Source organism: Amycolatopsis sp. cmx-4-83, assembly GCF_046548815.1.
Lineage (GTDB): Bacteria > Actinomycetota > Actinomycetes > Mycobacteriales > Pseudonocardiaceae > Amycolatopsis > Amycolatopsis pretoriensis_A.
This window is the reverse complement of the sequence record NZ_JAEBEF010000014.1, coordinates 196,400-220,270: the sequence shown is the minus strand read 5'-3', so window position 1 is coordinate 220,270 and position 23,871 is coordinate 196,400. Positions and strand designations below refer to the sequence as shown.

Sequence of the window (23,871 nt, the reverse complement as noted above, 5' to 3'; positions counted from 1 at the left end):
CGATGACGGACCTCCTCGAACCGGACGGCGAGCTGTGGCGCTGGGCCGTCGCGCACGGCGGCCTGGCGAAGGACTTGCTGTGGCCGCCGGACAGCGAAACCGACGCCCACAACCTCGCCCAGGCGTGGACGGACGCGGCGAAGGCGCTGCGCGACGCCGTCCAGGACTCCGACCAGGCCGCGGCCGACGTGCGGCAGGTCTGGACCGACGCGGCCGGGTTCGAGCTGTACTACTCCGTCCATTCGCTGAACCACGGCGGCGGTGGCGGCGAGTCGGGCATCGCCGACCTCGCCACCGCGATGGACGCACTGGCAGCGCTGAGCCAGGACTTCTCGAACAAGGTCAGCAGCGCGAAGTTCCTGATCAGGGCGTACATCGCGCTGAACGAAGACCTGTTCGCGCGGTGCACCAGCACGGCGGCGCGGCTGGTGTTCGCGATCAACGTGGCCGGCCAGGTGGCGAAGATCCAGAAGGACCTGGCCGACAAGTTCGGCAAACCCCCGGAACCGAAGAAACCGAAGAAGCCCCACGGCTTCTGGGGAAACGTCGGCGAGTTCTTCGTCGGCATCGGCGAGGGCGCCAAGGAGATGGTCCTGGGCTTCGGCGCCCTGGCCGGCTACGCGGACGGCCACTGGTCGTGGTCGACCGCCGGCCAGGCCTGGGGTGGCTTGGGCAAGTTCGCCTTGGCCGCGGCGACGTATGCCGTTCCCGGACTGTCCTCTTTGGACCAGACGTACGGCCTCCCGGGCTTCGAGCGCGGCGAGATGGGCCGCACCATGGTCGACGCGGGCAAGTCCCTGGTCGCGTGGGACGACTGGAGCGACGACCCGGCTCGCGCCGGCGGCAAGGCGACGTTCAACATCGTGAGTTCGGTGCTGGGCACCAAGGGCGCGGGCGCGGCGATGCGGGGCGCGGGCGCAGCGGCGGCGGGCAGCCGGGTGGGCGCGGTCGCGGCGGCGGGGCGCGTGCTGGAGACGACGGGCTCGGCGATCACGAAGATCCCGACGGCGACGGAGGTAGCGGGGAAGGTCGTCCGCAAGATCCCGGGGGTGGAGGGGGCGCTCTCGCGGGTGGGGCTGGGACGTCCCGCGCCCGATGTCGGCGAACCGGCCGTGCGGCGAGAGGGCGGGACGACGGAGCGGCCGCCGGAGGATCCACCGGGTGGGGGACCGCCGCCCGAGAACGTACCGAGCAGGCCACAGAACCGGACGCCGGCCGAGCACCCGCCGGAGCGGCCTGCGGAACGGGAGCGTGCGCCGGAGGAGGACGCACCTTCGGAGCGGCCTGCTGACCACACGCTTTCGGAGCGGCCGGTCGAGCACGGGCCGTCGGAGCGCGCCATTGAGGGTGCGTCGGCGGGGCGGCCTGTCGAGCACGGGCCCTCGGAGCGGGCCACTGAGGGTGCGTCGGCGGAGCGGCCGATCGAGCACGGGCCTTCGGAGCGGGCGGTGGAGCGGCCCGCCGAACACGTGTCTCCCGAGCGGCCGGCGGAGGGGGCGCCACCGGAGCGGGCGGCCGAGCAGGCGTCGTCCGGGGGCAGGGCAGAGCCCGCCGCACAGCCGGGGTCCGTCGGGGAGGCGCTGGGCCGGGAAGCGGCACGACACGAGCCGACGCCGTGGCGCGACGCGAAGGCCGAGCTGGACCCGCGTACCCAACAGGCCCACGTGACGGGTTCGCTGGCCCCGGAGCGGGAAGCACACGCAACCGCCGGAGTGGACCGCGACCACTTCCTGGAACAGGAACGCTGGGCGGGCGCCAGTTCCCCCGAGCCGAAGACGCCGACGCAGAAGGTGGCGTTCGCCTTCCTCCGGGGGATCGGTGTCCTGCACACGGGCATCGACATGATCGCGGGCCACGACTTGCTCCCGACCAGCAAGCTGACCCCGTTGCACCCACCCAAGGACCACAAGCCGAAGACGCACGAGGAGAAGCCACCCGAGCCGGCACCGGAACCGAAGCCCGACGACCCGGGCCTGCCACCGAAGCCGGGCGAAAACGCCATCGCGCACGTCGACCCCGAGACGCTGAAGGTCGACCGCATCGACCCACCAGCCGAGGCAAAACCCACCCCGGAACCCACCCCGGCCGGCGCGCCACACCCACCCGCCGACATCGACAGCGCAATCAACCCGACCGCCGGCCGCACCCCGCACCCGGACACCGGCCACGGCCCCCACCACGAGCCACCGGATCCGGACGCGAGTCACGGTCCGCACCACGACGGCCCACCAGACCCGGACGCCGGCCACGGCCCCCACCCCGACGACCCACCAACCCCCGACGAGGTCAACGCCCGCCACGCGGAGAGCACGCCGTCGGGCAGCTCCTACCACGCCGGCGACCCCGACCTGGGCGACCTGCCCCACCGCGTCCCACCCGACCCGCACGGCCGCCACACCGTCGACGTCCACATCACCCCGGACGGCCGCGCCCGCATCGGCGACCACCACTACACCCCCAGGGAATTCGCGGAAGTCCTCCGCCGCAACGCCGACTACGACGGCGGCCCGATCCGCCTGATCGGCTGCGACGCGGGTTCCAACGCCTTCGCCCACGGCCTCGCGCGCGAACTCGACACCGAAGTACTGGCCCCGACGAAACCCGCCTGGACCGACTCCCACGGCCGCGTCTTCTCCTCCGACTTCGAGATCGGCCCGGACGGCCGGATGCGCCCCCGCATCCCACCCGACGGCGAATGGAACACCCACCACCCCGACGGCACCACCCGCCCCGCAAGCGACGGCTTCGCCCCGGACACCCACCACGACGTCGACGCGGACAGCGCGCGCCACCGCGGCGACGGTGACGACCTCAACCCGCAGCACCAGGTCGACGGGCGCTGGGAGGAGCCCGAGAACTTCACGCCGCCAGGTGAGGACGTCCGCCTCGGATGGGACGAGAACTTCTTCGAGCGCACCACGGAACTGAAGCCGAACACGCGCTACAACGTCCTCGACCCCGACGGCACCGTCCGCACCCGCGTGTACACCGACCACAGCGGCAATGTGTCCCATGTGGACGCACACGCCCCGAACACACTGCACGGCCGGAACCCGGAAGTCGCTCACCCGGTGCCGGACGCCGACTACCGGGTTCAGGTCGGGCGCCGGTACGACATCTACCCGACCGGTCCCGACGGGGCCGTCCGGACGGTGACGCACAACGACGTCAAGACCGTGCACGGGACCCGGGACGTCACGCGGGTGGACCACGTCGAAACCCCGCCGGAACCGGCCCGCCACACCGATGTCGGTGCGCGCGACCCGCGGGCTCCGCGGGCGGACCAGCCGTTCGGCCGGCAGGGGAACCTCGAGCCGAACACCCGCTACCACGTCACGGATACCGAAGGGAACCCGCGCGGCAGCTTCCAGACCGACGGTGCCGGCCAGGTCAGGTGGGTCGACACCCACGACGGCACGCCCGGCCGGCCCAACCCGGACCTCGAGCACCGGGTGCCGAACGGCAACTACCGGGTCGACCGCGGGCCGAACCACCAGGAGTTCCGCGTCGGGACGGACGGCAGGCCCGAGTCCGCGGCCACCTGGCGGCAGCCGCCCGCCTCGGGGGAGGCCGTCGTGCACACCGGGAACCTCCGGCAGAACGACGCTTTCAACCGGCAGAACCACGTCGACGCGGAGGGCAACTCGACACTGGCCGGCGAGCGCGAGCACCGGGTGACCGACGACCACGGCCAGTTCCGCGGCTCCTTCCACACCGACGCCGACGGCAAGATCACCCACGTCGACACGACGACCGGGCAGCGGGCGCGGACCAACCCGGAGATCACCCACGCCCCGGAAGGCGCGAAGGTCACCCAGGACGGGTTCTACGGCACGGGCAAGGCCAAGACGGTCCAGGACACGTGGCCCCAGCCCGATCGGGAAGTCGTTTTCTCCCACCAAAAGAAGGGTGGTGGGTTCCTCGAGGGGACCCCGGACGGCTGGAGCGAGCGGCAGGTGAAGGCCGTCACCGAGCCGATCACCCAGGGCACGCCGCTGGCCGGCCGCACGGACCTGCCGCCCGCTACCCGGATCCACCTCGTCGACCAGAAGGGGTACCCGTACTCGACCGTCCAGACCGGACCGGACGGCGCGGTCACCCACGTCCACACCTTCCAGCCGACCAACGCCGACCTGAACTACCCACCGCCCAGCGCCACCGTGCGAGTCGACCACGGCCTCGAGGTGCGCAACCCCGACGGCAGCACCCGGATCACCGAAGGCGACGTGCACCGCACCGACTCGCGCGGCAACACGGTGGCGACCTCGGGGCCGCCCGACGCCGCCGGAGCCAGCCAGATCCGGCGCGACACCACGGCGCAATCGGAAATGGGCGCTCTGGGCGGCAAGGCGCCCGACAACCGGAACATCGACGACGGCGGTCACCACGGCAGCACTTCGGCCGGCAAGGGTGGCGAGTCGATCAACATGTCCACCGAGGGGCGCATCGACAACAGCAACGCGGGCGCGAAGGACGTCGAAGCCACCTACGACGTCGACGACAGCTGGTACCAGATGGAACGCGACCGGGACGAGCACCTCGACCGGGTGGCGCACGAAGACGTCATGCCGGCGCGGGACCCGGGCGTCGACGACCCCCACACCCGCCACTACCGTTCCTACGGCGTGGACGAGCAAGGCCGAATCACCGTCAATGTCAGGAGTTTCCCCGGTGACCACAACACCCCACTCTGGCCCCGTGACTTCCGGCGGTGAGAGCCACGAGGACCTCGTCCAGCAACTCGGGATCGCGCTGCTGGACCTGGTACCCGAGACGGGCTGGCGGCGCATCGACCTCGTCAGCTCGATGACCGTGCCGGTGCAGGACCTCGGCCTGACCGTGATCATGACCGACGGGTCGCGCCCGGAGATCCGGCCGCCGCGCGAGCTGAACGTCGTCCTCGCGAAGCTGCGCACGCTGACCTACCGGCCCGGCCGCGGTGCGTGGTTCTCCGCGCGGGTCTCGCTGAACCCGCCGGCTGCGATCTTCTACAACTACAACTACGACCACGAGCCCCGGCTGACCCCGCCGATGTCGGCCGCGGACTACGCGGAGGACCTCAAGATGTTCCCGCGTGAGCCGGAGCACATTCCGGGCTGGCTGCGGGAAAAGCTCGCGTCGGCGCACGGTGAGGAGCGGAACTGATGCCCATGCCCCGGATGCCGCTGACCACGGCGCAGGCCCACGAACTGCTCACGGACTTCACCACGTGGATGATCCACTCGGTGCCCGCCGACTGGGACCAGCTCTTCCTCACCTTCCGGTCGGTCGGCGGGTACGTCGAGCTGCGCGCGTCGATCATCACCGTGCTCGGTGGCGGTCTCGAGTGGACGCCACCGCCGGGGGCCGCCGAGTTCTTCGCCGGGCTCAGGGACGACATGGCGCGGCCGGGCGAGGGTGCCTGGACGTCGCTGCGCTACCACCTGGTGCACCCTGGCCGCTACGAAGCGGAGTACGACTGGGACGGCGAGCCGGACTGGGACCACGTCCCGCCTCGCGAGCACTTCGCCGAAGAGGCCGAAAGGTACCCGCGCGAGAACGTTCCGGGCTGGCTCCAGCACCGGCTGGCCGGCTAGACCGCGATCACCGGGAAGCGCAGCTCGAAGATCGCTCCACCCTCATCGGCGTTGTAAACCGACAACGTCCCCCCGTGCGCCTCAGCCACCCACCGGACGATCGACAACCCCAGGCCCGACGAGCCGCCCGTGCTCGCGAACCGGTCGAACGCGTCCTCGGTCACCGTCGTGTCGATCCCCGGACCGTGGTCCGCGACCGTCACCGTGCCGCCCGCGACCATCACGTGGACGATCGCCGGGGCGCCCGGCTGGCGGCCGTACCTCAATGCGTTGTTGAGCAGGTTTCCCACCGCTCGCTGGACCAGGGCCGGGTCGGCGTTGACCTTCGTCGGGGCCGTCGTCACCGTGACCTGGGCGCCGTCGGGCTCCGTGTCCTCGACCACGCCCGCCACGAGCTGGTCGAGCCACACCGGCTGGATGCTCAGCTGCTCGACGCCGGCCGCGAGGCGGGCGCGGACCAGGAGGTCGTCGATGATGCCGCCCATCCGCGCCGCCAGGCGGACCGTGCGGGGGAGCAGGTCCGTGCGCTGGGCCGGGTCGAGCATCGCCGTCTCGGCCAGTGCGCGCAGCGCCGCCACCGGGGTGCGCAGGTCGTGCGCGGTTTCGGCGAGGAGGACCTCCTGTTGCTGCAACGCCGACGCCGCCGGGCGGATCGAGCGGCCGGACAGCACGTGGCCCGCGAAGCCGAGCGCCGTGACCAGCAGCGCGCAGCCGCCGACCACCAGCAGGACGAACCGGGTGTGCTCGGCCGAGGCCGCCGCCGTGTCCTCGACCGCGACCACCGCCGCGAAGGGCTTGCCCGTGCGGCTCAGCAGCGGCTCCGCCCGGACCTGGACCAGCTCGCCGCCGGTGCCGCGCTGGTAGCCCGTCACGACGGTGCCGCCGCGGACCGCCTCGGTGGCCAGCCCGTCGAGCACGCCGGCGTCGACCGGCACGCACGTGCGCCGGGACAGGTGCGCCTGGAACCCGGCCGCGCCGCCCGGCAGGATCGCGAACTGCGGGCACTGCTCGTTCAGCACGTCGGTGTTGACCAGCGAGAGGTCGATCGCGGCGTCGTAGCCGACGAGCCTGCTGACCGACGACGTGACGCGCAGGAGTTCGGCGTCGATCCGCTCGGTGCCTTTGTCGGCGTCCTCGCTGATCATGAACCACGCGAACGCGACCAGCCCGATGGCGTTGACCGCGGTGAACAACGCCGTCAACGCCCAGCGCAGCCGGCGCAAGCGGTCGGCCGACGAGCGGTTCACCGGTCGCCCAATCGATAGCCGAGGCCGCGCACGGCGTGGATCAGCTCCGGTTCCCGCAGCTTGCGGCGCAGCCGCCGGACCGTAACGTCGACCACGTTCGACATCGGGTCGGTCGTGCTGTCCCAGCAGTGCTCCAGCAGCTCGGCCCGCTCCACCGGGTCCCCGCCGCGCACCATCAGGTACTCCAGCACCGCGTACTCCTTGTTCGACAACGTCAGCAGCACGCCCGCCCGGCGCACTTCGCGGCGCGCGCAGTCCATCACCAGGTCGTCGTGCCGCAGCACCGACGGCCGGTCCAGCGAGGCGCGACGGCAGAGGTTCAGCACGCGCTCGGTCAGCTCCGCCACAGCGAACGGCTTGACGAGGTAGTCGTCACCGCCGTGCTCGAAGCCTGCGACCCGGTCGGCGAGGGCGTCGCGCGCGGTCAGGAACAGGACCGGCGTGCGCCAGCCTTCGACGCGCCTCGCGTGGACGTACCCGATCGCGTCGCCGTCGGGCAGCATCCGGTCGAACACGACGCAGCCGTGCCGGCCCGCGCGCAGGGCCTGGTCGGCGCCCGCCAGATCGCCCGCGACCTCGACGTCGAGGCCCGCCGCGCCGAGCCGCGCGGCCACCGCGACCCGCAGGTTTTCGTCGTCTTCGACGACCAGGACGGTTGTCATCGAAACCTCAGGTGCCCGGGGGAGAGTGGCCACATGCTCGAGCACGTTAACGCGTCGGCGAGCGGAGACCAGCGGATCCGCGGGATCTGGCATGAACCGGCCGCGGCGAAACGAGGGGATGGCGCGATGAACCAGGGGAGCGGGCTCAGTCTCGTCGAGGGGACCGGACCGGACGCGCTGCCGGACACGGCGGTCAGCGAGGTCCTGATCATGAGTGCCGACACTAGTGCGGCGTCCGTCGGCGAGTTCCGCCGGATCGCCCACGCGAACCTGCGCGCGGGGGTGCCCTGCCGGGCGCTGTTCCCCGACTCGGCACGGCTTTCGGGCACCGCGCGGGCGCTCGCGCTCGCCGGCGCGCAGGTGCGCACCGACACGGAAGTGCCGATGGACGCGCTGGTGCTGGACCGCAAGTCCGTCGTGCTGCCCGCTGAGCGGCCGGGCCCCGCGATAGCCGCGTTTCGCTTGCCGGGGATGGTCACCGCGACGGCCGGGCTGTTCGAGCGGGCCTGGCGGACCGCGGTGCCGCTCGGGCCGTCGGACCTGCCCGAGCCGGGCGACGACGAAATGCTGACCGCGCGCGAGCAGGACCTGCTGGTGCTGCTCTGCTCCGGCAGCACCGACGAGTCGGCCGCGGTCCAGCTGGGCATCTCGGTCCGCACGGTCGGGCGGATGGTCGCCGACATCATGAACCGCCTCGGCGCGCGCAGCCGCTTCCAGGCCGGCGCCAAGGCCGTCGACCGCGGCTGGCTGCTGGCCGAGGCGGGCTGATGACCGGCCGCACCCTGGCGGTCGCGGCGCGGCCCGGCGCGTACGCGACGATCGGCGACGCGCTGGCCGACGCCGGCGACGACGCCGTGATCACCGTCGCCGCGGGCACCTACCACGAGGTCTTCGAACTGGCCGGCCGGCGCGTGACGATCGAAGCCGCGGCCGGCGCGGCGGTGGTCGTCGACGGCGGTGGCGCCGACCAGCCGGTCTTCGCCGTCCACGGCGGATTCCTTGCGCTGCGCGGGATCGAGGTCCGCGCCGGGGACGCGGGCGCGATCTCCGCCGACGACGTCGCGCTCACCGTCCGGCAGTGCGTCTTCGCCGGCGGCCGCGGCCCGGCCATCCGGATCCGGGGGACCGCGGGGTTCGAGGTGACCGGGTGCGCCGTCGCGGGCGGGGAGCAGGGGATCGTCGTCGAAGGCGGGTCCGGCACGCTCGCCGACACCACGGTTCAGGACGTAACCGGCGATGGTGTCATCGTCGCGATGGGGGCCGACCCGGTGATCCGCAACTGCGCGGTGACCGGGTGCGGGCTGCGTGGGCTGTACGTGTACCAGTACGCGCGGCCGGTCGTCGAACGCTGCGAGATCACCCGCACCGGCCAGGAGGGCATCGCGGTGGCGCACCACGGCGCACCCGAGCTGGCCGGCTGCACGGTCCGCGACACGCGGTGCGCCGGGATCGCGTTCGCCACCGGCTGCGGGGGCCGCGTGGCCGGCTGCCGGGTGGAGAACACCGCCGAACCGGGCATCGTGGTGGCACCGGGGGCGACGACCACCGTGGTCGCGGCAAGCGACCCGGCGGCGCCCGGCGGCCTCGGCAGCCAGGAGCTGGACGACCTGCTGGCCGAGCTGGACGCGATGGTCGGCCTGCCGGGCGTGAAGGCCGAAGTGCGGGCGCTCGTCGACGAGCTGCAGGTCAACGAGTGGCGCCGCCGGGCCGGGCTGCCGGTCGGCGCGACCGGCCACCACCTGGTGTTCGCCGGCGCGCCCGGTACCGGCAAGACGACGGTCGCGCGGATCTACGGGAAGCTGTTGAAGGCACTGGGTGTGCTGCCGCGCGGCCAGTTCCGCGAGGTGTCGCGCCGGGACCTCGTCGGCCAGTACATCGGGCACACCGCGGAGAAGACCGCGGTCGTGGTCGAGGAGTCGCTCGGTGGCGTGCTGTTCATCGACGAGGCCTACATGCTGTCGCGGGCGGCGTCGGCGGGCGGCGACTTCGGCCAGGAAGCCATCGACATGCTCGTCAAGCTGATGGAGGACCGCCGCGACGACGTGGCGGTGATCGTCGCCGGCTACACCGCCGAAATGGCGGAGTTCATGTCGGCCAACCCCGGGCTCGCGTCCCGCTTCGGCAAGACGATCGAGTTCGCCGACTACACCCCCGGCGAGCTGCTGGGCATCGTCGGCCGGATGGTGTCGGCGGGGGACTACGCGCTGGACCCGGCCGCGCGCCCGGTGCTGACGGAGTTCTTCACGCGCGCCGCCGCCGAGCCGAACTTCGGCAACGCGCGGGACGCACGGCGGCTGTTCGAAGGCATGCGCAAGGCGCAGTCGCAGCGGTTGCGGCAGCTGGGCCGGATCCCGGACGTGGGCGAACTGCGCGAGCTGCTCGCCGACGACGTCGTGGCAGCCGCCGCACGCTGCTGAGTCGTTGGTTAACAATCCGACGGCAGCCACGGCGGAAACGGTGCTGGTGAGCAGGCCCGCCGCGGGCCGTATCCGCCTGCTTTCGGCCGGATTGTTAACGTGCTGGGGTGCGGGTGCTGGTGACCGAGGACGACGAAAATCTGCGGGTGGCGCTCGACGCCGCCCTCCGCGCCGCCGGGTTCGCGGTCGACACCGTGGCCGACCTGCCGGCCGCCGACGAGGCGCTGTTCGTGAACCCGTACGACTGCGCGGTGTTCGACCGGATGCTGCCCTCGGGCGACGCGCTGCGGTACGTGAGCGGGCGGCGCCGCGAGGACTGGCCGATGCCGGTGCTGTTCCTGACCGCCCGCGACAGCGTGGCCGACCGGATCGACGGCCTGCGCTTCGGCGACGACTACCTCGTCAAGCCGTTCGCGATGCCGGAACTGGTGGCGCGGGTGCGCCGGCTGTGCCGCCGCGACCTGACCACGCGGCCGGACGTGCTGCGCTGCGCGGACGTCGAGCTGGACAACGGCAAGCACCAGGTGACCCGCGCCGGCGTGCTGCTCACGGTGACCCGCAAGGAATACCTCGTTCTCGAACGGCTGATGACCGCCGCCGGCCGCCCGGTTTCGCGCACCGCGTTGCTGGCGTACGCCTGGGACGAGGCGGCCGACCCGGGGTCGAACGTGCTGGAGGTGGTGATCGGCCGCCTGCGGCGCAAGCTGCGCGACCCGGTGCTGATCCACACCGTGCGCGGCGTCGGTTATCGCATGACCGGGTGAACGAGTGCGCGGTTTCATCGGAATTTCATGATCGCTTGGCAGCATTCCCCGCGTCGAGGTCAACCGGGCCGCGACAGTTCAAGGGGGTTGCTGTGAAAAAGATTTCGATCCTGCTGACGGGCATTCTCGCGTCGGCCGGGCTGGGCCTGCTTTCCCCACCCGCGGCGCAGGCCGCGTCGTGCGACGGCACTTACACGATCGTGGTCGGCGGAACGGGGGACAACGATTCCAACGCCCCCTATTGGCAGGGCAACATCAGCCAGCGCGTCGGGTACCCGGCCCAGCCGATCGGCTACAACGCCCGCCAGGGCGTCAACGAGCTGAACCGGCTGATCCGCGACCAGCGCAACGCGTGCGGGGGCCAGCACGTCAAGGCGGTCGGGTTCTCGCTCGGCGCCGCGGTGGTGCACACGTGGGTGACCGAAAACTGGCAGACCTTCGACAACGTGAACGCCGTGCTCATCGCGGACCCGAAGCGGGCGCCGGGACCGGGCAACGCCGGGGCGGCGGGCCACCCGCTGATCGCGCCCATCGCCGGTTTCCCGCTCGCCGGGGTGGACGACTTCTTCGGGAACATCCCCACGTTGACGTTGTGCACCGATGACGTCATCTGCGACATCGACGCGGCTTCGGGCCTGCCCGGTTACCTCTGGGAAGGCAAGCACGGCAACTACAACTTCAACGTCGACGTCTATTCCGACGACGCCGGCGGCCAGTGGTACAACGGCGTTTACTACCCCTGATCGCGAGACGGGCCCTAGGGTGAGGCTGTGAAGATGCGCGATCGGCTGGAAGCGAGCCTCGCCCAGTCCCGGATCGCGTTGCCGTGGTGGGTGGCGGTCTGCACCAACGCTTTCACGGCGTTGCTGGCCGGCACCGCCATCGCGCAGCGGGCGGGGGTGCTGCCGCCGCTCGTGCTCGTCGTGGTCGCGCTGCTCGTCGTGGCGACCAGCCTGGTCTGGCTGGCCACCGGCCGCATCCTCCCGGTGTGGACCAAGTGCGTCACGGTGGCCGGCGCGGTGACGATCCTGCTGACCGAACCCCGCCTGCCGGACTTCGCCCCGATCGTGCTCGTGGTGCTCGCAGCCGAGGTGGCCTCGATCGCGCGGCCCGCGGTCGCGTTCCTGTTCCTGGGCCTCGACCTCGCGGTGCTCGTCCTGGCCGCGGCCGGGCCCGGCCTGACCGGGGCCGCGGTCTACCTGGCCGCGGTGCTGCTCGGGCACTCCGGCGGGTTCATGCTCCGCTGGTACGTCCGCGCGCTGGCCGCCGAGCGCGCCGGCCGGGACGCCGAACGCGAGCACACGATCCTCACCGAACGCCAGCGCATCGCGCGCGAGGTGCACGACGTCGTGGCGCACTCGCTCAGCATCACGCTGCTGCACCTGACCGGTGCCCGCCGCGCGCTGCAGCAAGACCGGGACGTCGACGAAGCGATCGAAGGGCTCACCGAGGCCGAGCGGGTGGGCCGGGCAGCGATGTCCGACATCCGCCGCACGGTCCGGCTGCTCTCGCACGCGCCGGCCGAACGGCACACACTGCCGGGCGCCGGTGACATCGCCGGGCTGGTCGCCCACACCCGCGGGGCCGGCCTGGACATCCACTTCGAGCAGGAAGGCGACGCCGCCGACGTGACCGACCTGGCCGGGCTCACGCTCTACCGCATCACCCAGGAATCGCTCGCGAACATCGCCAAGCACGCGCCGCGCAGCACCGCCCGGATCCGGCTGCACGTCGGCCGGAACGAGGTCCGCCTGAGCGTCCGCAACACCCTGCCCGACCGGCCGGCCGAGTTCTCGACCGACGGCTCCGGGCTGACCGGGATGGCGGCGCGGGCCGAGCAGATCGGCGCCCGCCTGCGCGCCGGGCCCGACGGCGGCGACTGGCTCGTCGACCTCGCCGTCCCCCCGACGGCGACCGGAGCGGCGTCGTGATCCGGGTCCTCCTGGTCGACGACCAGGAGCTGGTCCGGTCCGGGCTGCGCCGGATCCTGCGCCAGCGCGACGGCTTCACCATCGCCGGCGAGTGCGGCGACGGTGCCGAGGTGCCCGCGGCGCTCGCCGCGGCCGAAGCCGACGTCGTCGTGATGGACCTGCGGATGAAGCACGTCGACGGGATCGAAGCGACCCGGCGGCTGCGCGAGACCGGCCCGCGGCCGCCGGTGCTGGCCCTGACGACGTTCGACGACGACGAACTGCTCGCGGGCGTGCTGCGTGCGGGCGCGGTCGGGTACGTCCTGAAGGACTCGCCCGCCGAGGACCTGATCCGGGCGGTCCGCGCGGTGGCCGCGGGTGACGCGTGGCTCGACGTCGCCGTCACCGCCCGCGTGCTGACCACTTTCCGGCACTCGGCCGGGCAGCCGGAGCCGCGGCCGGGCGCGCTGACCCCGGAGCAGCTCGAGGTGCTGCGCGCGGTCGGCCGCGGCGGCACCGACGCCGAGATCGCCACCTCGCTCGGCATCCCGGAAGCGGTGGTGAAGACCCGGTTCGCCCGCCTGCTGAAGGAACTCGGCCTGCGCGACCGGGCCGCGGCCGTCGTGTACGCGTTCGACCACGGCATCGTGACGGCCGCCCGGACCCCCGCCGTCGTCCCGGCACCGGCGCCGCGGCCTTCGGTGGCGCAGCTGCGGTTCTCGGTGCTGGGCCCGCTGCGGGCGTGGCGCGGCACGGCCGCCCTCGACCTCGGCCCGGTCCGGCAGCAGGCGCTGCTGGCCGCCCTGCTGCTGCGCCCGGACGTCGTGGTCACCGACACCGGCCTCCTCGACGACGTCTGGGGCCTCGAACCCCCGGGCACCGGCACCGGCGTGCTCCCGACGTACGTGCTGCGCCTGCGCGCGTGTCTGCGCGCGGCGAAGGAGACGAGCAAGGAGTCGGTGATCCGCCGCGGCCGCGCGGGGTACTTGTTCGCGAGCAACGGCGTCTGGACCGACCTCACGCGACTGCGCGAACTCGACCGCGAAGCGAAGGCGGCGGCGGACACCGGAGACCTGACCACGGCGGCCGAGCGGTGCGCCGACGCCATCGGCCTCTTCCAGGGCGAGCCCCTGGCGGGTTTGCCGGGCCCCTTCGCCGAAGGCGAGCGGCTGCGCCTGCGCGAGTACCGCCTTTCGCTGGCCCAGCGCAAGGCGGACTCCCAGCTGCGGCTGGGCCGCTACACGTCGGCCGCGGAGGAGCTGTCCACGGAGCTCGCGGCGCACCCGCACCGCGAGCCGATCGCGGCTCTGCTGATGCGCGCGCTTTATGCCCGCGGACTGCGGACGGACGCGCTCGCGGTGTACCAGCGGATCCACGACCGGCTGCGGCATGATTTCGCGGTGGAGCCGGGCGCGGAGCTGAACCGGACCCGGACGGCGGTGCTGGAGGGCGACGATCGGTCTCTCGGGTTCGCATGAGCGTCGTCGGAGCTTTCAGCCGGCGGGTGCCGAGCCCGATCGCGGCTTTGTTGATGGGCACGCTTTCCGACCGCCCGGCGCGGAGCTGAACCGACCCGGACCGCCTGAGCACCGCCGGAACGCTCAACCCGCCGGTGCCGAAACCCGCAGGCGGCCGTCGTGCACTTCGGTGATCCGGTCCGCCGCCGTGAGGTGGGCGCGGTCGTGGGTGACCAGGACGGTCGCGGTGGCTCGCTGGTGGGTGAGGCGGGTGACCAGATCGATGACGGCGGCGCCGCGGTCGTGGTCGAGGGCGCTGGTGGGCTCGTCGATCAACAGGACGGTCGGCTCGTTCATCAGGGCCCGGGCGATGTTCACGCGCTGGCGCTGACCGCCCGAGAGCTGGTGCGGCCGGCGTGCCGCCTGGGCGGCGAGGCCGACGGCGTCGAGCAGGTCCAGTGCGCGGGTGCGGGCCTTGGCCGCCGAACGCCCGTCGATGCGGGCCATCACCTGGAGCTGTTCGGCGGCGGTCAGGGCGGGCAGCAGGTTGGGCTGCTGGAAGACGATGCCGATCTTGTGGCGGCGCAGGTCCGTGCACTCGCCGCGGCTCAGTCCGGCGGTCGTGGTGCCGTCGACGGTGACCGTGCCCGAGTCGGGCGTGATGAGCGTGGCCGCGACGGCCAGCAGGCTCGACTTGCCGGAGCCGGACGGCCCGACCACCGCGATCAGGCTGCCGCGCGGGACGGCCAGGCTGACGTCGTCGAGTGCGGTCAGGCGGGTGTCGCCGTCGGGGTAGGTGAGGGTGACTCCGGTCAGGGTGAGGCTCATCGGGCACTTCCCAGGGCGGTCAGCGGGTCGACGGCGGTGACCCGGCGGATGGCGAGCGCGGCACCCAGCCCGCCGAGCAGGACCAGCACGGCGGCCGGGACGAGCACGGTGGCGGGGGTCAGGACGAAGGGGATCGCGGAACCGGCCAGCGCGGCACCGGCGGCGACGGCGAGACCGGTGCCGGCGAGGGTGCCGCCGGCGAGCAGGACGGCGGCTTGGCCGAGTGCGTCCGTGAGCAGCCCGGCCGTGGTGGCGCCCAGGGCTTTGAGGATGGCGACGTCGCCGCTGCGCTGGATGGTCCAGACGGTGAAGAAGGCACCGATGACCAAGGCGGAGATGACGAACAGGAAGCCGCGCATCAGTTGCAGGGAACCGTTTTCGGACCGGTAGGAGCCGATCGCCGACAGCGAGTCGTCCCGGGGGACCGTCCGGGTGCCGGCGGCGTGGTCGGTGGCCGCGAGGTCGGCGCCGGACGTGGTGGTCAGGGCGATCACCGTGGCGTCGCCGCCGGTCGGCGGGGCGATCGCCCGCCAGACGTCGAGGGTGGTCCAGACGACGGGGGTGTGGCTGAACGAGGCGTCGCCGGCCACCGCGGCCACGGTCAGCTGCCGTCCGGCCAGCGTGATCCGGGCACCGGGCCGGCTGTCCAGGTCGGCGGCGGCCGCGACGGACAGGACCACGGTGTGCCCGGTGAGCGCGCCGCCGTCCGGGGCGAGCCCGGATCCGGGCCGGACGCCGAAGGCGGAGACCCCGCTGCTCCGGGCACCGGCGGTGGCCTTGGTGGTGGTGATGCCCAGCGGTTCGGCGCCGGTGATCCCCGATGCGGCGGCCCACTGACGCCACTGCGCCTCGGTGACGGTGGAGTCGGCGTACGACGGGTCCTGGCCGCCGCCGAAGGCGATCCGGTCGGCGGGCAGGCCGGTGATGGCGGAGACGTTCTGCCTGCCGAGCCCGGCGGTCAGTCCGGACAGCAGGCCGACCAGCAGGGTGATCAGCACGATGACGGTGCCCATCAGGGCGAAGCGCCCCTTGGCGAACTTCAGGTCTCTCCAGGCGACGAACACGGCGTCGGTCTGTCCTTTCGGGAGGGGAGCGGGTACGTCCCCACAGTCGTCGCCGGTGCCCCGGTGGGGCATCCGGCCGGGGACGGCACTTCCCGGGCCGGACGGTGGCGCGCCGGTTCCCCCTTTCGATAGAGGTGGTTCCCGCCGCGGCTCCGTAACCTGGACGCACTGTGAACGCCGCCGCTCCTGCCTTGACGCCGACCACCCGGGTGCTGACCTGGTGCCTGCACCTGCTGCTCGTCGCCCTGCTGGTCCTGGCGGCCGCGCGGGCCGTGGCCGGGGGTCAGCCGCGGGCCGGGGCGGTCGTCGCGGTGGCGGTGGCCTGCGCCGTGGTGTACGCGGCCGGGCCGCTCCTCCCGCCCGTCCGCACGTCCCGGCGGGCCGCCGCGGCGTGGCTGGGCGCGGTCGGCGCCGGGTGGCTGGCCCTGGTGGTGCTGACCGCCGACGGCGTGTGGGTCGCCTTCCCGCTGTACTTCCTCCAGCTCCACCTGCTGTCCCGCCGGGCGGGCCTGCTCGCGGTGCTCGCCACGGCCCTGACCGCGATCATCGCTTTCGCCGCGCACCAGGGCACCTTCGGCCCGGCCGCCGCGATCGGCCCGGCGCTCGGCGCGGCGGTCGCGGTCGCCGTGGTGTGGGGGTACCAGGCGCTCTACCAGGAGAGCGAACGCCGCCGTCGCCTGATCGAGGAGCTCACCGCGGCCCGGGCCGACCTGGCCGAGGCCCAGCACACCGCCGGGGTGCTGGCCGAGCGGGAACGCCTGGCCCGCGAGATCCACGACACCCTCGCCCAGGGGCTGTCCAGCATCCAGCTGCTGCTGCGCGCCGCCGGGCGGTCCCTGCCCGGAGAACCGCAGGGGAACGCGGCCCGTTACGTGGAGCAGGCCCGGCAGGCCGCCGCGGACAACCTCGCCGAAGCACGCCGCTTCGTCGCCGCCCTCACCCCGCCGGCGCTGGACGGCACCACGCTCGCCGGCGCGCTGGAACGCCTGTGCGCCACCACCAGCGCCCGCCACCGGATCACCGCGCGCTTCCACCGCACCGGCGACCCGGCACCGCTGCCGGCGGCGCACGAGGTCGCGTTGCTGCGCATCGCCCAGGCGGCGCTCGCCAACACGGTCCGCCACGCCGGCGCCACCACCGCCGAGGTCACCTTGAGCTACCTCGGCGACGAGATCGCCCTCGACGTCGTCGACAACGGCACCGGCTTCGAACCCGGCGAGCTCCCGGCCCCCGACCCCGGCGAGGGCGGCTTCGGGCTGGTGGCCATGCGCGCCCGCACCCACGCACTGGGCGGCTCGTTCACCATCGAGTCGGCCCCTGGCCAGGGCACGGCGCTGGCGGCCCGCCTGCCGCTGCCCCGGCCCGCCGAGGCCCAACCGGAGGTGCACCGATGACCGGCAGCCTGATCGGGTCGGCGACCGAGCCCGGGGCGCGGTTCGCCGAGATGCAGCGGGAGGCCTGCCGATGACGGAGATGCCGATTCGGGTGTTGCTGGCCGGCGACCTCCTGGTGCGGGTGGGGTGGGTGGCCGAGCCCGGTTTCGAGGCCGCGGTGGTTCGGTTCGCTGAGATGGAGCGGGAGGGCCGCCGATGACCGAGATGCCGATTCGGGTGTTGCTGGCCGGCGACCTCCTGGTGGTACGGGCGGGGCGGGCGGCCCAGCCCGGTCTCGAGGCCGCCGTTGCCCGGGCCGCCGAGATCCAGCCGGAGGCCCGCCCATGACCGAGACCCCGATCCGCCTGTTGCTGGCCGACGATCACCCCGTCGTCCGGGCCGGGTTGCGGGCCGTGCTCGAGACCGAGCCCGGTCTCGTCGTGGTCGCCGAGGCCGCCACCGCCGAAGCCGCGGTGGCGCGGGCCGCCGGTGGGGACGTCGATGTCGTGCTGATGGATCTGCAGTTCGGTGCCGGGATGACCGGAGCCGAAGCCACCGCGGCGATCACCGCGCGGGCCGGGGCGCCCCGCGTCCTGATCGTCACCACCTACGACACCGACGCCGACACGCTGCCCGCCATCCAGGCCGGTGCCACCGGGTACCTGCTCAAGGACGCGCTGCCCGAGGACCTGGCCGCCGCGGTGCGCACCGCGGCGGCCGGGCGCACCACCCTGGCGCCCACCGTCGCCGACCGGCTGGTGGACCGGATGCGCCGGCCCGGTGCCGCGGTGACCCGGCGGGAGATCGAGGTGCTCGCCCTGGTCGCCGACGGCCTGTCCAACCGGGCCGTCGCCGAGCGCCTCCACCTCACCGAAGGCACGGTGAAATCGCACTTGGCCCGCTGCTACACCAAACTCGGCGTCGACTCGCGCACCGCCGCCGTCGCGGCCGCGACGGACCTCGGCCTCATCCGCCGTTGACCTTGCGCGCCATCCACTGCCACAGGTGGGTTCCGCGCGTGCTCGGGTCGTTGCGGGCCGCGTAGATCCACGACCAGTGCCCCGGGAACTGGTGCCCGTTCCGGATCACGTGGTCGTACAGCGTCAGTTCGGCACGCGGGATGAGGTCGTGCGCGTGGACGGAGTTGGCCGACGGGTCCACCGTGTCGTCGTCGCGGGAGGCGATCAGCCAGGTGGGCGTGGTGATCGCGGTCAGCTCGGGGTCGGGGATCAGCGGTGGGTCGCCCGCTTTTCGCCCGGCGACGACGCCGCAGACCGGCACCGACGAAGCGAACGTGCCGGGGTAGACCGTGGTCATCTTCAGGCTCATGTAGCCGCCGTTGCTGCAGCCGGCGACGTGCACGCGGGCGGGGTCGACGGGGTGCGCGCGGACGACGTCCCGGACGATCTCGCGGATGAGCGGGGCGAAGCGGGGGCCGTCGTCCATCCAGGCCGCGGTGCATTGCGGTGCCACGACGTAAGCGCTTTCAAAGATCGCCTGCGCTTCCCGGGTCGCGAAGCCGAGGGCACCGCGGTTGGCGCGCAGCGTGGTCTCGTTGTCGTAGTAGCCGTCGGGCAGGGAAGCGCCTTCCCCGCCGCCGTGGAGCCAGACGACCAGCGGTCTCCGGCCGTGCCGCTCCGAGGGCGAATACAGCCGGTACTTCATCCCCGAACCCGAGACGTGGTGGGTGAAGGCGTCGACTTCGGGATTGACCAGCCGGCCCTGGGTGAAGCCGCCGAAGGTGACCGGACGGCCGTGCCGCCGGACGGAGGCGTTCTGCGTGATGGTGTAGACCAGGTCGAGCCGGACGTTGCGGCCCTTGCCGTTGATGTAGCCGAGGGTGCCACCGCCCGTCTGGCCTTCGCCGTGGCTCAGTTCGAGCACGATGTTCCCCCGGTGGTCGAGCCGCGCGGCCGTGACGGGCCGGTCGAGGTCGTAGCCGATGTCCTGGCCGCCGGTGTCGATGGGGCTGGTGGCCTTGACGTGCACGCCGAACGTCGTGGTGGTGAGGCTCGCCGGATCGAGCGGGCCGAGCCGGGCGGTGCCGAGGGTGAGCGAGGTGACCTGCTCGCCGCCGTCGAGGGTTTCGGCGTCGAGGGTGAACCCGACGCGGCCGGTCGAAGAGGCTCGGGCGACGCCGGGGAGCGCGAGCCCGGCGGTGATCCCGGTGCCGGTGAGCAGAACGGTGCGCCGGCTGAACGCTTTGACCATGCGGAACTCCTTTGTCCGATGCAAGCGCTTCCATCGTCACGCAGATCCGGGGTGATCGCCACCACTTGAAACCCATACCCCGTAGGGGTACCTTCGGGTTCATGGAGAGCACCTACACCGTGACCGGCATGACCTGTGCGCACTGCGTGGCTTCCGTCAGCGAGGAGGTCGGCGCGGTCGAGGGCGTCAGCACCGTCGCCGTCGACCTGCCCACCGGAACCGTCACCGTCACCAGCGAGCGGACGCCCGAAGCCGAGCGGATCCGCGCCGCTGTCGAGGAAGCCGGCTACACCTTCGCCGGCTGAGCCGGGCGAACGGATCGAGGGGAGTTGCCATGAACACCGCAGCACGGCTCGCCGCGTTCGGGGGAGCGCTCGCGCTGCTCGCCGCCGGGGGGTTCGCCGTCGGGACCGCGGCCGGGCCGGTCGCCGCCGCGCCGGGGGAAGGCATCGGACACGCGGGCATGGCCGGGGAAAGCGCCGGTCACGCCGAGCTGGCCGCGGCGGGTGAGCTGCCGGGCGGGCTCGCCGCGAGCCAGGACGGCTACACCTTCACCCTTGCCGGCCCGACGCCCGAACCCGGCCGGTTCTCGTTCACGATCACCGGCCCGGACGGTCGGCCCGTCACCGCGTTCGACGTCGAGCACGAGAAGAAGCTGCACTTGATCGTGGTCCGCCGCGACACTTCGGGCTACCGGCACGTCCACCCCGAACTGGCCCCGGACGGCACGTGGAGCGTCCCGTTGACGTTGCCCGCCGCGGGTTCCTACCGCGCGTTCGCCGACTTCGCGCCCACCGGCGGCAAGCCGATGACCCTCGGCGCCGACTTTTCGGTCGCGGGGGACTACCAGCCGGTGCCCTTCGCGCCCAGCCGCGTCGCGAACGTCGACGGCTACCGCGTGGAGCTCACCGGGGACCTGGTCGCGGGGAAGACGTCGCCCCTGACGCTGACCGTCGGCCGCGACGGCGTCCCGGTCACCGATCTGCAGCCGTACCTCGGTGCTTACGGGCACCTGGTCGCGTTGCGCGAAGGCGATCTCGCCTACCTGCACGTCCACCCCGAGGGCAACCCCGGTGCCGGGCCCGAGGTGAAGTTCGCCGCCGAGGTACCCAGCGCGGGGACCTACCGGCTGTTCCTCGACTTCCGCCACGGCGGTGTCGTGCGGACCGCCGAATTCACCCTCACGACCGGCCACTGACGGAGGCGACCATGACCGAGATCGAACTCGCGATCGGCGGCATGACCTGCGCGTCCTGCGCCAACCGCGTCGAGCGCAAGCTCAACAAGCTCGACGGCGTAACCGCCTCGGTCAACTACGCGACGGAGAAGGCCCGCGTGCGGGCGCCCGGGGGCGTCGATCCGGCCACCCTCGTGGCCACGGTCGAAGCCGCCGGCTACCGCGCGACCCTGCCGCGACCGGAGCCGGCCGAGCAGCCGGCAGGAGACGCGAACGATCCGCTGCGGCAGCGGCTGATCACCAGTGCCGTGCTCGCGGTGCCGGTGATCCTCCTGGCCATGGTGCCTGCGCTGCAGTTCACGTACTGGCAGTGGATTTCGCTGACGCTGGCCGCGCCGGTCGTCACCTGGGGCGCGTGGCCGTTCCACCGGGCGGCGTGGACGAACCTGCGCCACGGCGCCGCGACCATGGACACGCTGGTGTCGATGGGCGTGCTGGCCGCGTTCGCCTGGTCGCTGTGGGCCTTGCTGTTCGGCACGGCCGGGACACCGGGGATGACCCACCCGTTCGAGCTGACGATCGCACCGTCCGACGGCGCCGGCGCGATCTACCTCGAGGTCGCCGCGGGCGTCACCACGTTCATCCTGGCCGGCCGGTACTTCGAGGCGCGGTCCAAGCGCCGCGCGGGCGCCGCGCTCCGGGCGCTGCTGGAACTCGGCGCGAAGGAGGTCGCGGTGCTGCGGGGCGGCGCCGAAGTCCGGATCCCGACGGCCGAGCTGGCGGCGGGGGACCGGTTCGTCGTGCGGCCGGGCGAGAAGATCGCGACCGACGGCGTCGTCGAGACCGGCAAGTCCGCCGTCGACGCCTCGATGCTCACCGGCGAATCGGTGCCCGTCGAGGTCGGCGAGGGTGACGCCGTCACCGGCGCGACGGTGAACGCCGGCGGCCGGCTGGTCGTGCTGGCCACCCGCGTCGGCGCGGACACGCAGCTCGCGCGGATGGCCAAGCTGGTCGAGGACGCCCAGAGCGGCAAGGCCGGCGTCCAGCGGCTGGCCGACCGGATCTCCGGGGTGTTCGTCCCGATCGTGATCGGGCTGGCCGTGGCCACGCTCGGCTTCTGGCTCGGCAGCGGCGCCGGGACCGCGGCGGCGTTCACCGCGGCGGTCGCGGTGCTGATCATCGCCTGCCCGTGCGCGCTCGGCCTGGCCACGCCGACGGCGCTGCTCGTCGGCACCGGCCGCGGCGCCCAGCTCGGTGTGCTGATCAAGGGCCCGGAGGTGCTGGAGTCGACCCGCCGCGTCGACACGGTCGTGCTGGACAAGACCGGCACGGTGACCGCGGGCCGCATGACGCTCACCGGCGTGCACGCGGCCGGGGGCGTCGACGAGGGCGAGCTGCTGCGGCTGGCCGGTGCGCTGGAGGACGCGTCGGAGCACCCGATCGCGGCGGCCATCGCCCGCGGTGCCCGTGAGCGCGGCGAGCTGCCCGCCGTCGAGGACTTCACGAACGTGGAAGGCCTTGGCGTGCAGGGGATCGTCGACGGGCACGCGGTCCTCGTCGGCCGCCCGGCGCTGCTCGAAGACTGGAGCCGGCCGTTGCCGGCGGACCTCACGGCGGCGAAGGCGGCGGCCGAGGCGCGCGGGCACACCGCGGTCGCGGTGGCCTGGGACGGCGCGGCCCGCGGCGTCCTGGTGGTCGCCGACTCTGTCAAGCCGACATCGGCCGAAGCGATCGCCCGGCTGCGGGCGCTCGGGCTGACCCCCGTATTGCTGACCGGGGACAACGCCGCGGTCGCGCGCACGGTGGCCGCGGAGGTCGGGATCGACGAGGTGATCGCCGAGGTGCTGCCGGCGGACAAGCTGGACGTCGTCAAGCGGCTGCAGGACGAGGGCAAGGTCGTGGCCATGGTCGGCGACGGCGTGAACGACGCGCCGGCGCTGGCGCAGGCCGATCTCGGGCTCGCCATGGGAACGGGCACGGACGTCGCGATCGAGGCGAGCGACATCACCCTGGTCCGCGGCGACCTGCGCGCGGTCGCCGACGCGATCCGGCTGTCCCGCCGGACGCTGCGGACGATCAAGGGCAACCTGTTCTGGGCGTTCGCCTACAACCTGGCGGCGCTGCCGCTGGCCGCGGCGGGGCTGCTGAACCCGATGATCGCGGGCGCGGCGATGGCGTTCAGCTCGGTGTTCGTGGTCGGCAACAGCCTGCGGCTACGCGGTTTCACCGGCTTGGGCGCCGCGAAGCCGTGATCGCGTCCGGCAGCCGGGCGGCCAGGTGGGTGACCAGCTCGGCCGTCCGGCGCGGGACGTGGGCGTCGTCGGCCAGCAGGGCGTAGATGTCCGCGGGCGGTGTGGGTACGCCGGGCAGCACCCGCACCAGGGCGCCGCTGTCCAGGTGGGGCCGGACCTGCCATTCCGAGCGCATCACGATCCCGCGGCCTTGAAGCGCCCAGTCCGTGACGATGTCGCCGTCGTTGCTCGCCAGGCTCCCGCGCACCCGCACCTGCCGGGGCTGGGCGGCACCGCCGAAGCGCCACACGGCGAAGTCGCCCTCGTTCTCGCGCAGCACGATGCAGTCGTGCGAGGCGAGGTCCTCGATCCGTTCGGGGGTCCCGCGATGGTCCACATAGGACGGTGCGGCGCACGGCACCCGGCGGTTGCGCGCCAGCCGGCGCATCCGCAGCGTCGAGTCCGGCGGCGTCCCGACGTGCACGGCGAGGTCGAACTCGCGCCGGTGCGGCCGCAGCGGCAGCGCCGAGGTGTGGAGCCGGACGCGCACCCGCGGGTGCCGCGCGGTGAACTCGCCGATGAGCGGCGCGACGTGCGCGCGGCCCAGCCCGAGGGTCGCCTGGACGACGATCGGGCCGCGCAGGTCGCCGGCGCGGTGGCCGACCAGGTCGTCGAGCTCGCGCACCTGGTCGAGGATCGCCTCGACGCGGGCCGCGTACAGCTCGCCCTCGGCGGTCAGCGCGAGCCGCCGGGCGCCGCGGTGCACCAGCCGGACGTCGAGCCGTTCTTCCAGCGCCTTCAGGCGCTTGCTGACCACCGGCAGCGAGACGTCCAGCTCGCGCGCGGCGGCGGTGAGCGTCTCGCTGACGGCGACCACGTGGAAGAAACCGAGGTCGTCGAGCCTTTCCATGGGGGAAAGGATAGGTTGCCGCGAGCGATCTTGCCGGGGTGCCG

The 23,871-nt window shown here is 73.1% G+C and carries 22 protein-coding genes; 16 read left to right on the top strand and 6 right to left on the bottom strand.

The features are described from left to right. Positions 1 to 2: 2 nt before the first annotated feature. Genes ACLJQM_RS38360 through ACLJQM_RS38350 form a run of 3 tightly spaced genes read left to right on the top strand, consistent with a single transcriptional unit; the run spans position 3 to position 5,576 of the window. Positions 3 to 4,715, top strand: coding sequence for a hypothetical protein (locus ACLJQM_RS38360; RefSeq protein ID WP_410635237.1), 4,713 nt, complete (start codon positions 3 to 5; stop codon positions 4,713 to 4,715). After that, a complete protein-coding gene (locus ACLJQM_RS38355) occupies positions 4,699 to 5,145 on the top strand; it encodes a hypothetical protein (protein ID WP_410635236.1) in 447 nt (148 codons plus the stop codon). The genes ACLJQM_RS38360 and ACLJQM_RS38355 overlap by 17 nt, the downstream gene beginning before the upstream one ends. Further along, positions 5,145 to 5,576 carry a hypothetical protein gene (locus tag ACLJQM_RS38350; protein ID WP_247022675.1) on the top strand — a complete coding sequence of 144 codons (432 nt, stop codon included), beginning with the start codon at positions 5,145 to 5,147 and terminating at the stop codon, positions 5,574 to 5,576. Before ACLJQM_RS38355 ends, ACLJQM_RS38350 begins: the two co-directional genes overlap by 1 nt. On the opposite strand, the gene ACLJQM_RS38345 is transcribed toward ACLJQM_RS38350, so the two are convergent. Together ACLJQM_RS38345 and ACLJQM_RS38340 are read right to left on the bottom strand one after the other, a co-directional pair. Further along, positions 5,573 to 6,823, bottom strand: a complete 1,251-nt coding sequence (locus ACLJQM_RS38345; protein WP_410635234.1) for a sensor histidine kinase — start codon at positions 6,821 to 6,823, stop codon at positions 5,573 to 5,575. The genes ACLJQM_RS38350 and ACLJQM_RS38345 overlap by 4 nt on opposite strands. Continuing rightward, a complete protein-coding gene (locus ACLJQM_RS38340) occupies positions 6,820 to 7,485 on the bottom strand; it encodes a response regulator transcription factor (RefSeq protein ID WP_360776721.1) in 666 nt (221 codons plus the stop codon). The genes ACLJQM_RS38345 and ACLJQM_RS38340 overlap by 4 nt, the downstream gene beginning before the upstream one ends. 33 nt (positions 7,486 to 7,518) lie before the next feature. Here ACLJQM_RS38340 and ACLJQM_RS38335 point away from each other — a divergent pair, with 33 nt between their 5' ends. The 6 genes from ACLJQM_RS38335 to ACLJQM_RS38310 all read left to right on the top strand — a co-directional run bounded on the left by ACLJQM_RS38335 (position 7,519) and on the right by ACLJQM_RS38310 (position 14,054). Next, positions 7,519 to 8,253 (top strand): LuxR C-terminal-related transcriptional regulator, encoded by a 735-nt coding sequence (locus ACLJQM_RS38335; RefSeq protein ID WP_410635233.1) that lies wholly within the window; start codon positions 7,519 to 7,521, stop codon positions 8,251 to 8,253. Continuing rightward, entirely contained in the window at positions 8,253 to 9,902 is a 1,650-nt protein-coding gene (locus ACLJQM_RS38330) for a right-handed parallel beta-helix repeat-containing protein (RefSeq protein WP_410635232.1), read from the top strand. Before ACLJQM_RS38335 ends, ACLJQM_RS38330 begins: the two co-directional genes overlap by 1 nt. Positions 9,903 to 10,009: 107 nt before the next feature. Further along, positions 10,010 to 10,666, top strand: coding sequence for a response regulator transcription factor (locus tag ACLJQM_RS38325; protein ID WP_247022680.1), 657 nt, complete (start codon positions 10,010 to 10,012; stop codon positions 10,664 to 10,666). Positions 10,667 to 10,758: 92 nt separating this feature from the next. Beyond that, complete coding sequence (locus ACLJQM_RS38320; RefSeq protein ID WP_410635230.1) at positions 10,759 to 11,409, top strand: cutinase family protein; 651 nt, start codon at positions 10,759 to 10,761, stop codon at positions 11,407 to 11,409. Between the two features lie 33 nt (positions 11,410 to 11,442). Beyond that, a complete protein-coding gene (locus tag ACLJQM_RS38315) occupies positions 11,443 to 12,597 on the top strand; it encodes a sensor histidine kinase (protein WP_410635275.1) in 1,155 nt (384 codons plus the stop codon). After that, positions 12,594 to 14,054 carry a BTAD domain-containing putative transcriptional regulator gene (locus ACLJQM_RS38310; protein ID WP_410635229.1) on the top strand — a complete coding sequence of 487 codons (1,461 nt, stop codon included), beginning with the start codon at positions 12,594 to 12,596 and terminating at the stop codon, positions 14,052 to 14,054. Before ACLJQM_RS38315 ends, ACLJQM_RS38310 begins: the two co-directional genes overlap by 4 nt. Positions 14,055 to 14,177: 123 nt before the next feature. Here the strand turns inward: ACLJQM_RS38310 and ACLJQM_RS38305 are convergent, their stop codons facing one another. Together ACLJQM_RS38305 and ACLJQM_RS38300 are read right to left on the bottom strand one after the other, a co-directional pair. Beyond that, a complete protein-coding gene (locus ACLJQM_RS38305; protein WP_410635227.1) occupies positions 14,178 to 14,861 on the bottom strand; it encodes an ABC transporter ATP-binding protein in 684 nt (227 codons plus the stop codon). Continuing rightward, positions 14,858 to 15,925, bottom strand: a complete 1,068-nt coding sequence (locus ACLJQM_RS38300; RefSeq protein ID WP_410635225.1) for an ABC transporter permease — start codon at positions 15,923 to 15,925, stop codon at positions 14,858 to 14,860. Before ACLJQM_RS38300 ends, ACLJQM_RS38305 begins: the two co-directional genes overlap by 4 nt. Positions 15,926 to 16,116: 191 nt before the next feature. On the opposite strand from ACLJQM_RS38300, the gene ACLJQM_RS38295 reads away from it, so the two are divergent. The 4 genes from ACLJQM_RS38295 to ACLJQM_RS38280 all read left to right on the top strand — a co-directional run bounded on the left by ACLJQM_RS38295 (position 16,117) and on the right by ACLJQM_RS38280 (position 18,278). Then, the gene (locus tag ACLJQM_RS38295; RefSeq protein ID WP_410635224.1) at positions 16,117 to 17,319 is read left to right on the top strand and encodes a sensor histidine kinase; all 1,203 of its coding nucleotides are present in this window, start codon (positions 16,117 to 16,119) and stop codon (positions 17,317 to 17,319) included. Positions 17,320 to 17,389: 70 nt separating this feature from the next. Next, positions 17,390 to 17,518: a hypothetical protein gene (locus ACLJQM_RS38290; protein WP_410635222.1), complete on the top strand. Its 129-nt coding sequence runs from the start codon at positions 17,390 to 17,392 to the stop codon at positions 17,516 to 17,518. Then, a complete protein-coding gene (locus tag ACLJQM_RS38285; RefSeq protein WP_410635220.1) occupies positions 17,515 to 17,646 on the top strand; it encodes a hypothetical protein in 132 nt (43 codons plus the stop codon). Before ACLJQM_RS38290 ends, ACLJQM_RS38285 begins: the two co-directional genes overlap by 4 nt. Beyond that, the gene (locus ACLJQM_RS38280) at positions 17,643 to 18,278 is read left to right on the top strand and encodes a response regulator (protein WP_247022687.1); all 636 of its coding nucleotides are present in this window, start codon (positions 17,643 to 17,645) and stop codon (positions 18,276 to 18,278) included. Before ACLJQM_RS38285 ends, ACLJQM_RS38280 begins: the two co-directional genes overlap by 4 nt. Here ACLJQM_RS38280 and ACLJQM_RS38275 read toward each other — a convergent pair. Beyond that, complete coding sequence (locus ACLJQM_RS38275) at positions 18,265 to 19,509, bottom strand: PHB depolymerase family esterase (RefSeq protein WP_410635219.1); 1,245 nt, start codon at positions 19,507 to 19,509, stop codon at positions 18,265 to 18,267. The two genes, ACLJQM_RS38280 and ACLJQM_RS38275, sit on opposite strands and share 14 nt — an antisense overlap. Positions 19,510 to 19,610: 101 nt before the next feature. Between ACLJQM_RS38275 and ACLJQM_RS38270 the strand changes: the two genes are divergently transcribed. From ACLJQM_RS38270 to ACLJQM_RS38260, 3 genes are read left to right on the top strand one after another with little or no spacing between them, the layout of a single operon-like run. After that, positions 19,611 to 19,814: a heavy-metal-associated domain-containing protein gene (locus tag ACLJQM_RS38270; RefSeq protein ID WP_410635218.1), complete on the top strand. Its 204-nt coding sequence runs from the start codon at positions 19,611 to 19,613 to the stop codon at positions 19,812 to 19,814. 29 nt (positions 19,815 to 19,843) lie between these two features. Further along, positions 19,844 to 20,707 carry a hypothetical protein gene (locus ACLJQM_RS38265; protein ID WP_410635217.1) on the top strand — a complete coding sequence of 288 codons (864 nt, stop codon included), beginning with the start codon at positions 19,844 to 19,846 and terminating at the stop codon, positions 20,705 to 20,707. An 11-nt stretch (positions 20,708 to 20,718) separates the two neighbouring features. After that, positions 20,719 to 22,938 (top strand): heavy metal translocating P-type ATPase, encoded by a 2,220-nt coding sequence (locus ACLJQM_RS38260; RefSeq protein ID WP_410635216.1) that lies wholly within the window; start codon positions 20,719 to 20,721, stop codon positions 22,936 to 22,938. Here the strand turns inward: ACLJQM_RS38260 and ACLJQM_RS38255 are convergent. Then, positions 22,910 to 23,827, bottom strand: a complete 918-nt coding sequence (locus ACLJQM_RS38255; RefSeq protein WP_410635214.1) for a LysR family transcriptional regulator — start codon at positions 23,825 to 23,827, stop codon at positions 22,910 to 22,912. The two genes, ACLJQM_RS38260 and ACLJQM_RS38255, sit on opposite strands and share 29 nt — an antisense overlap. Between the last annotated feature and the right edge of the window lie 44 nt (positions 23,828 to 23,871).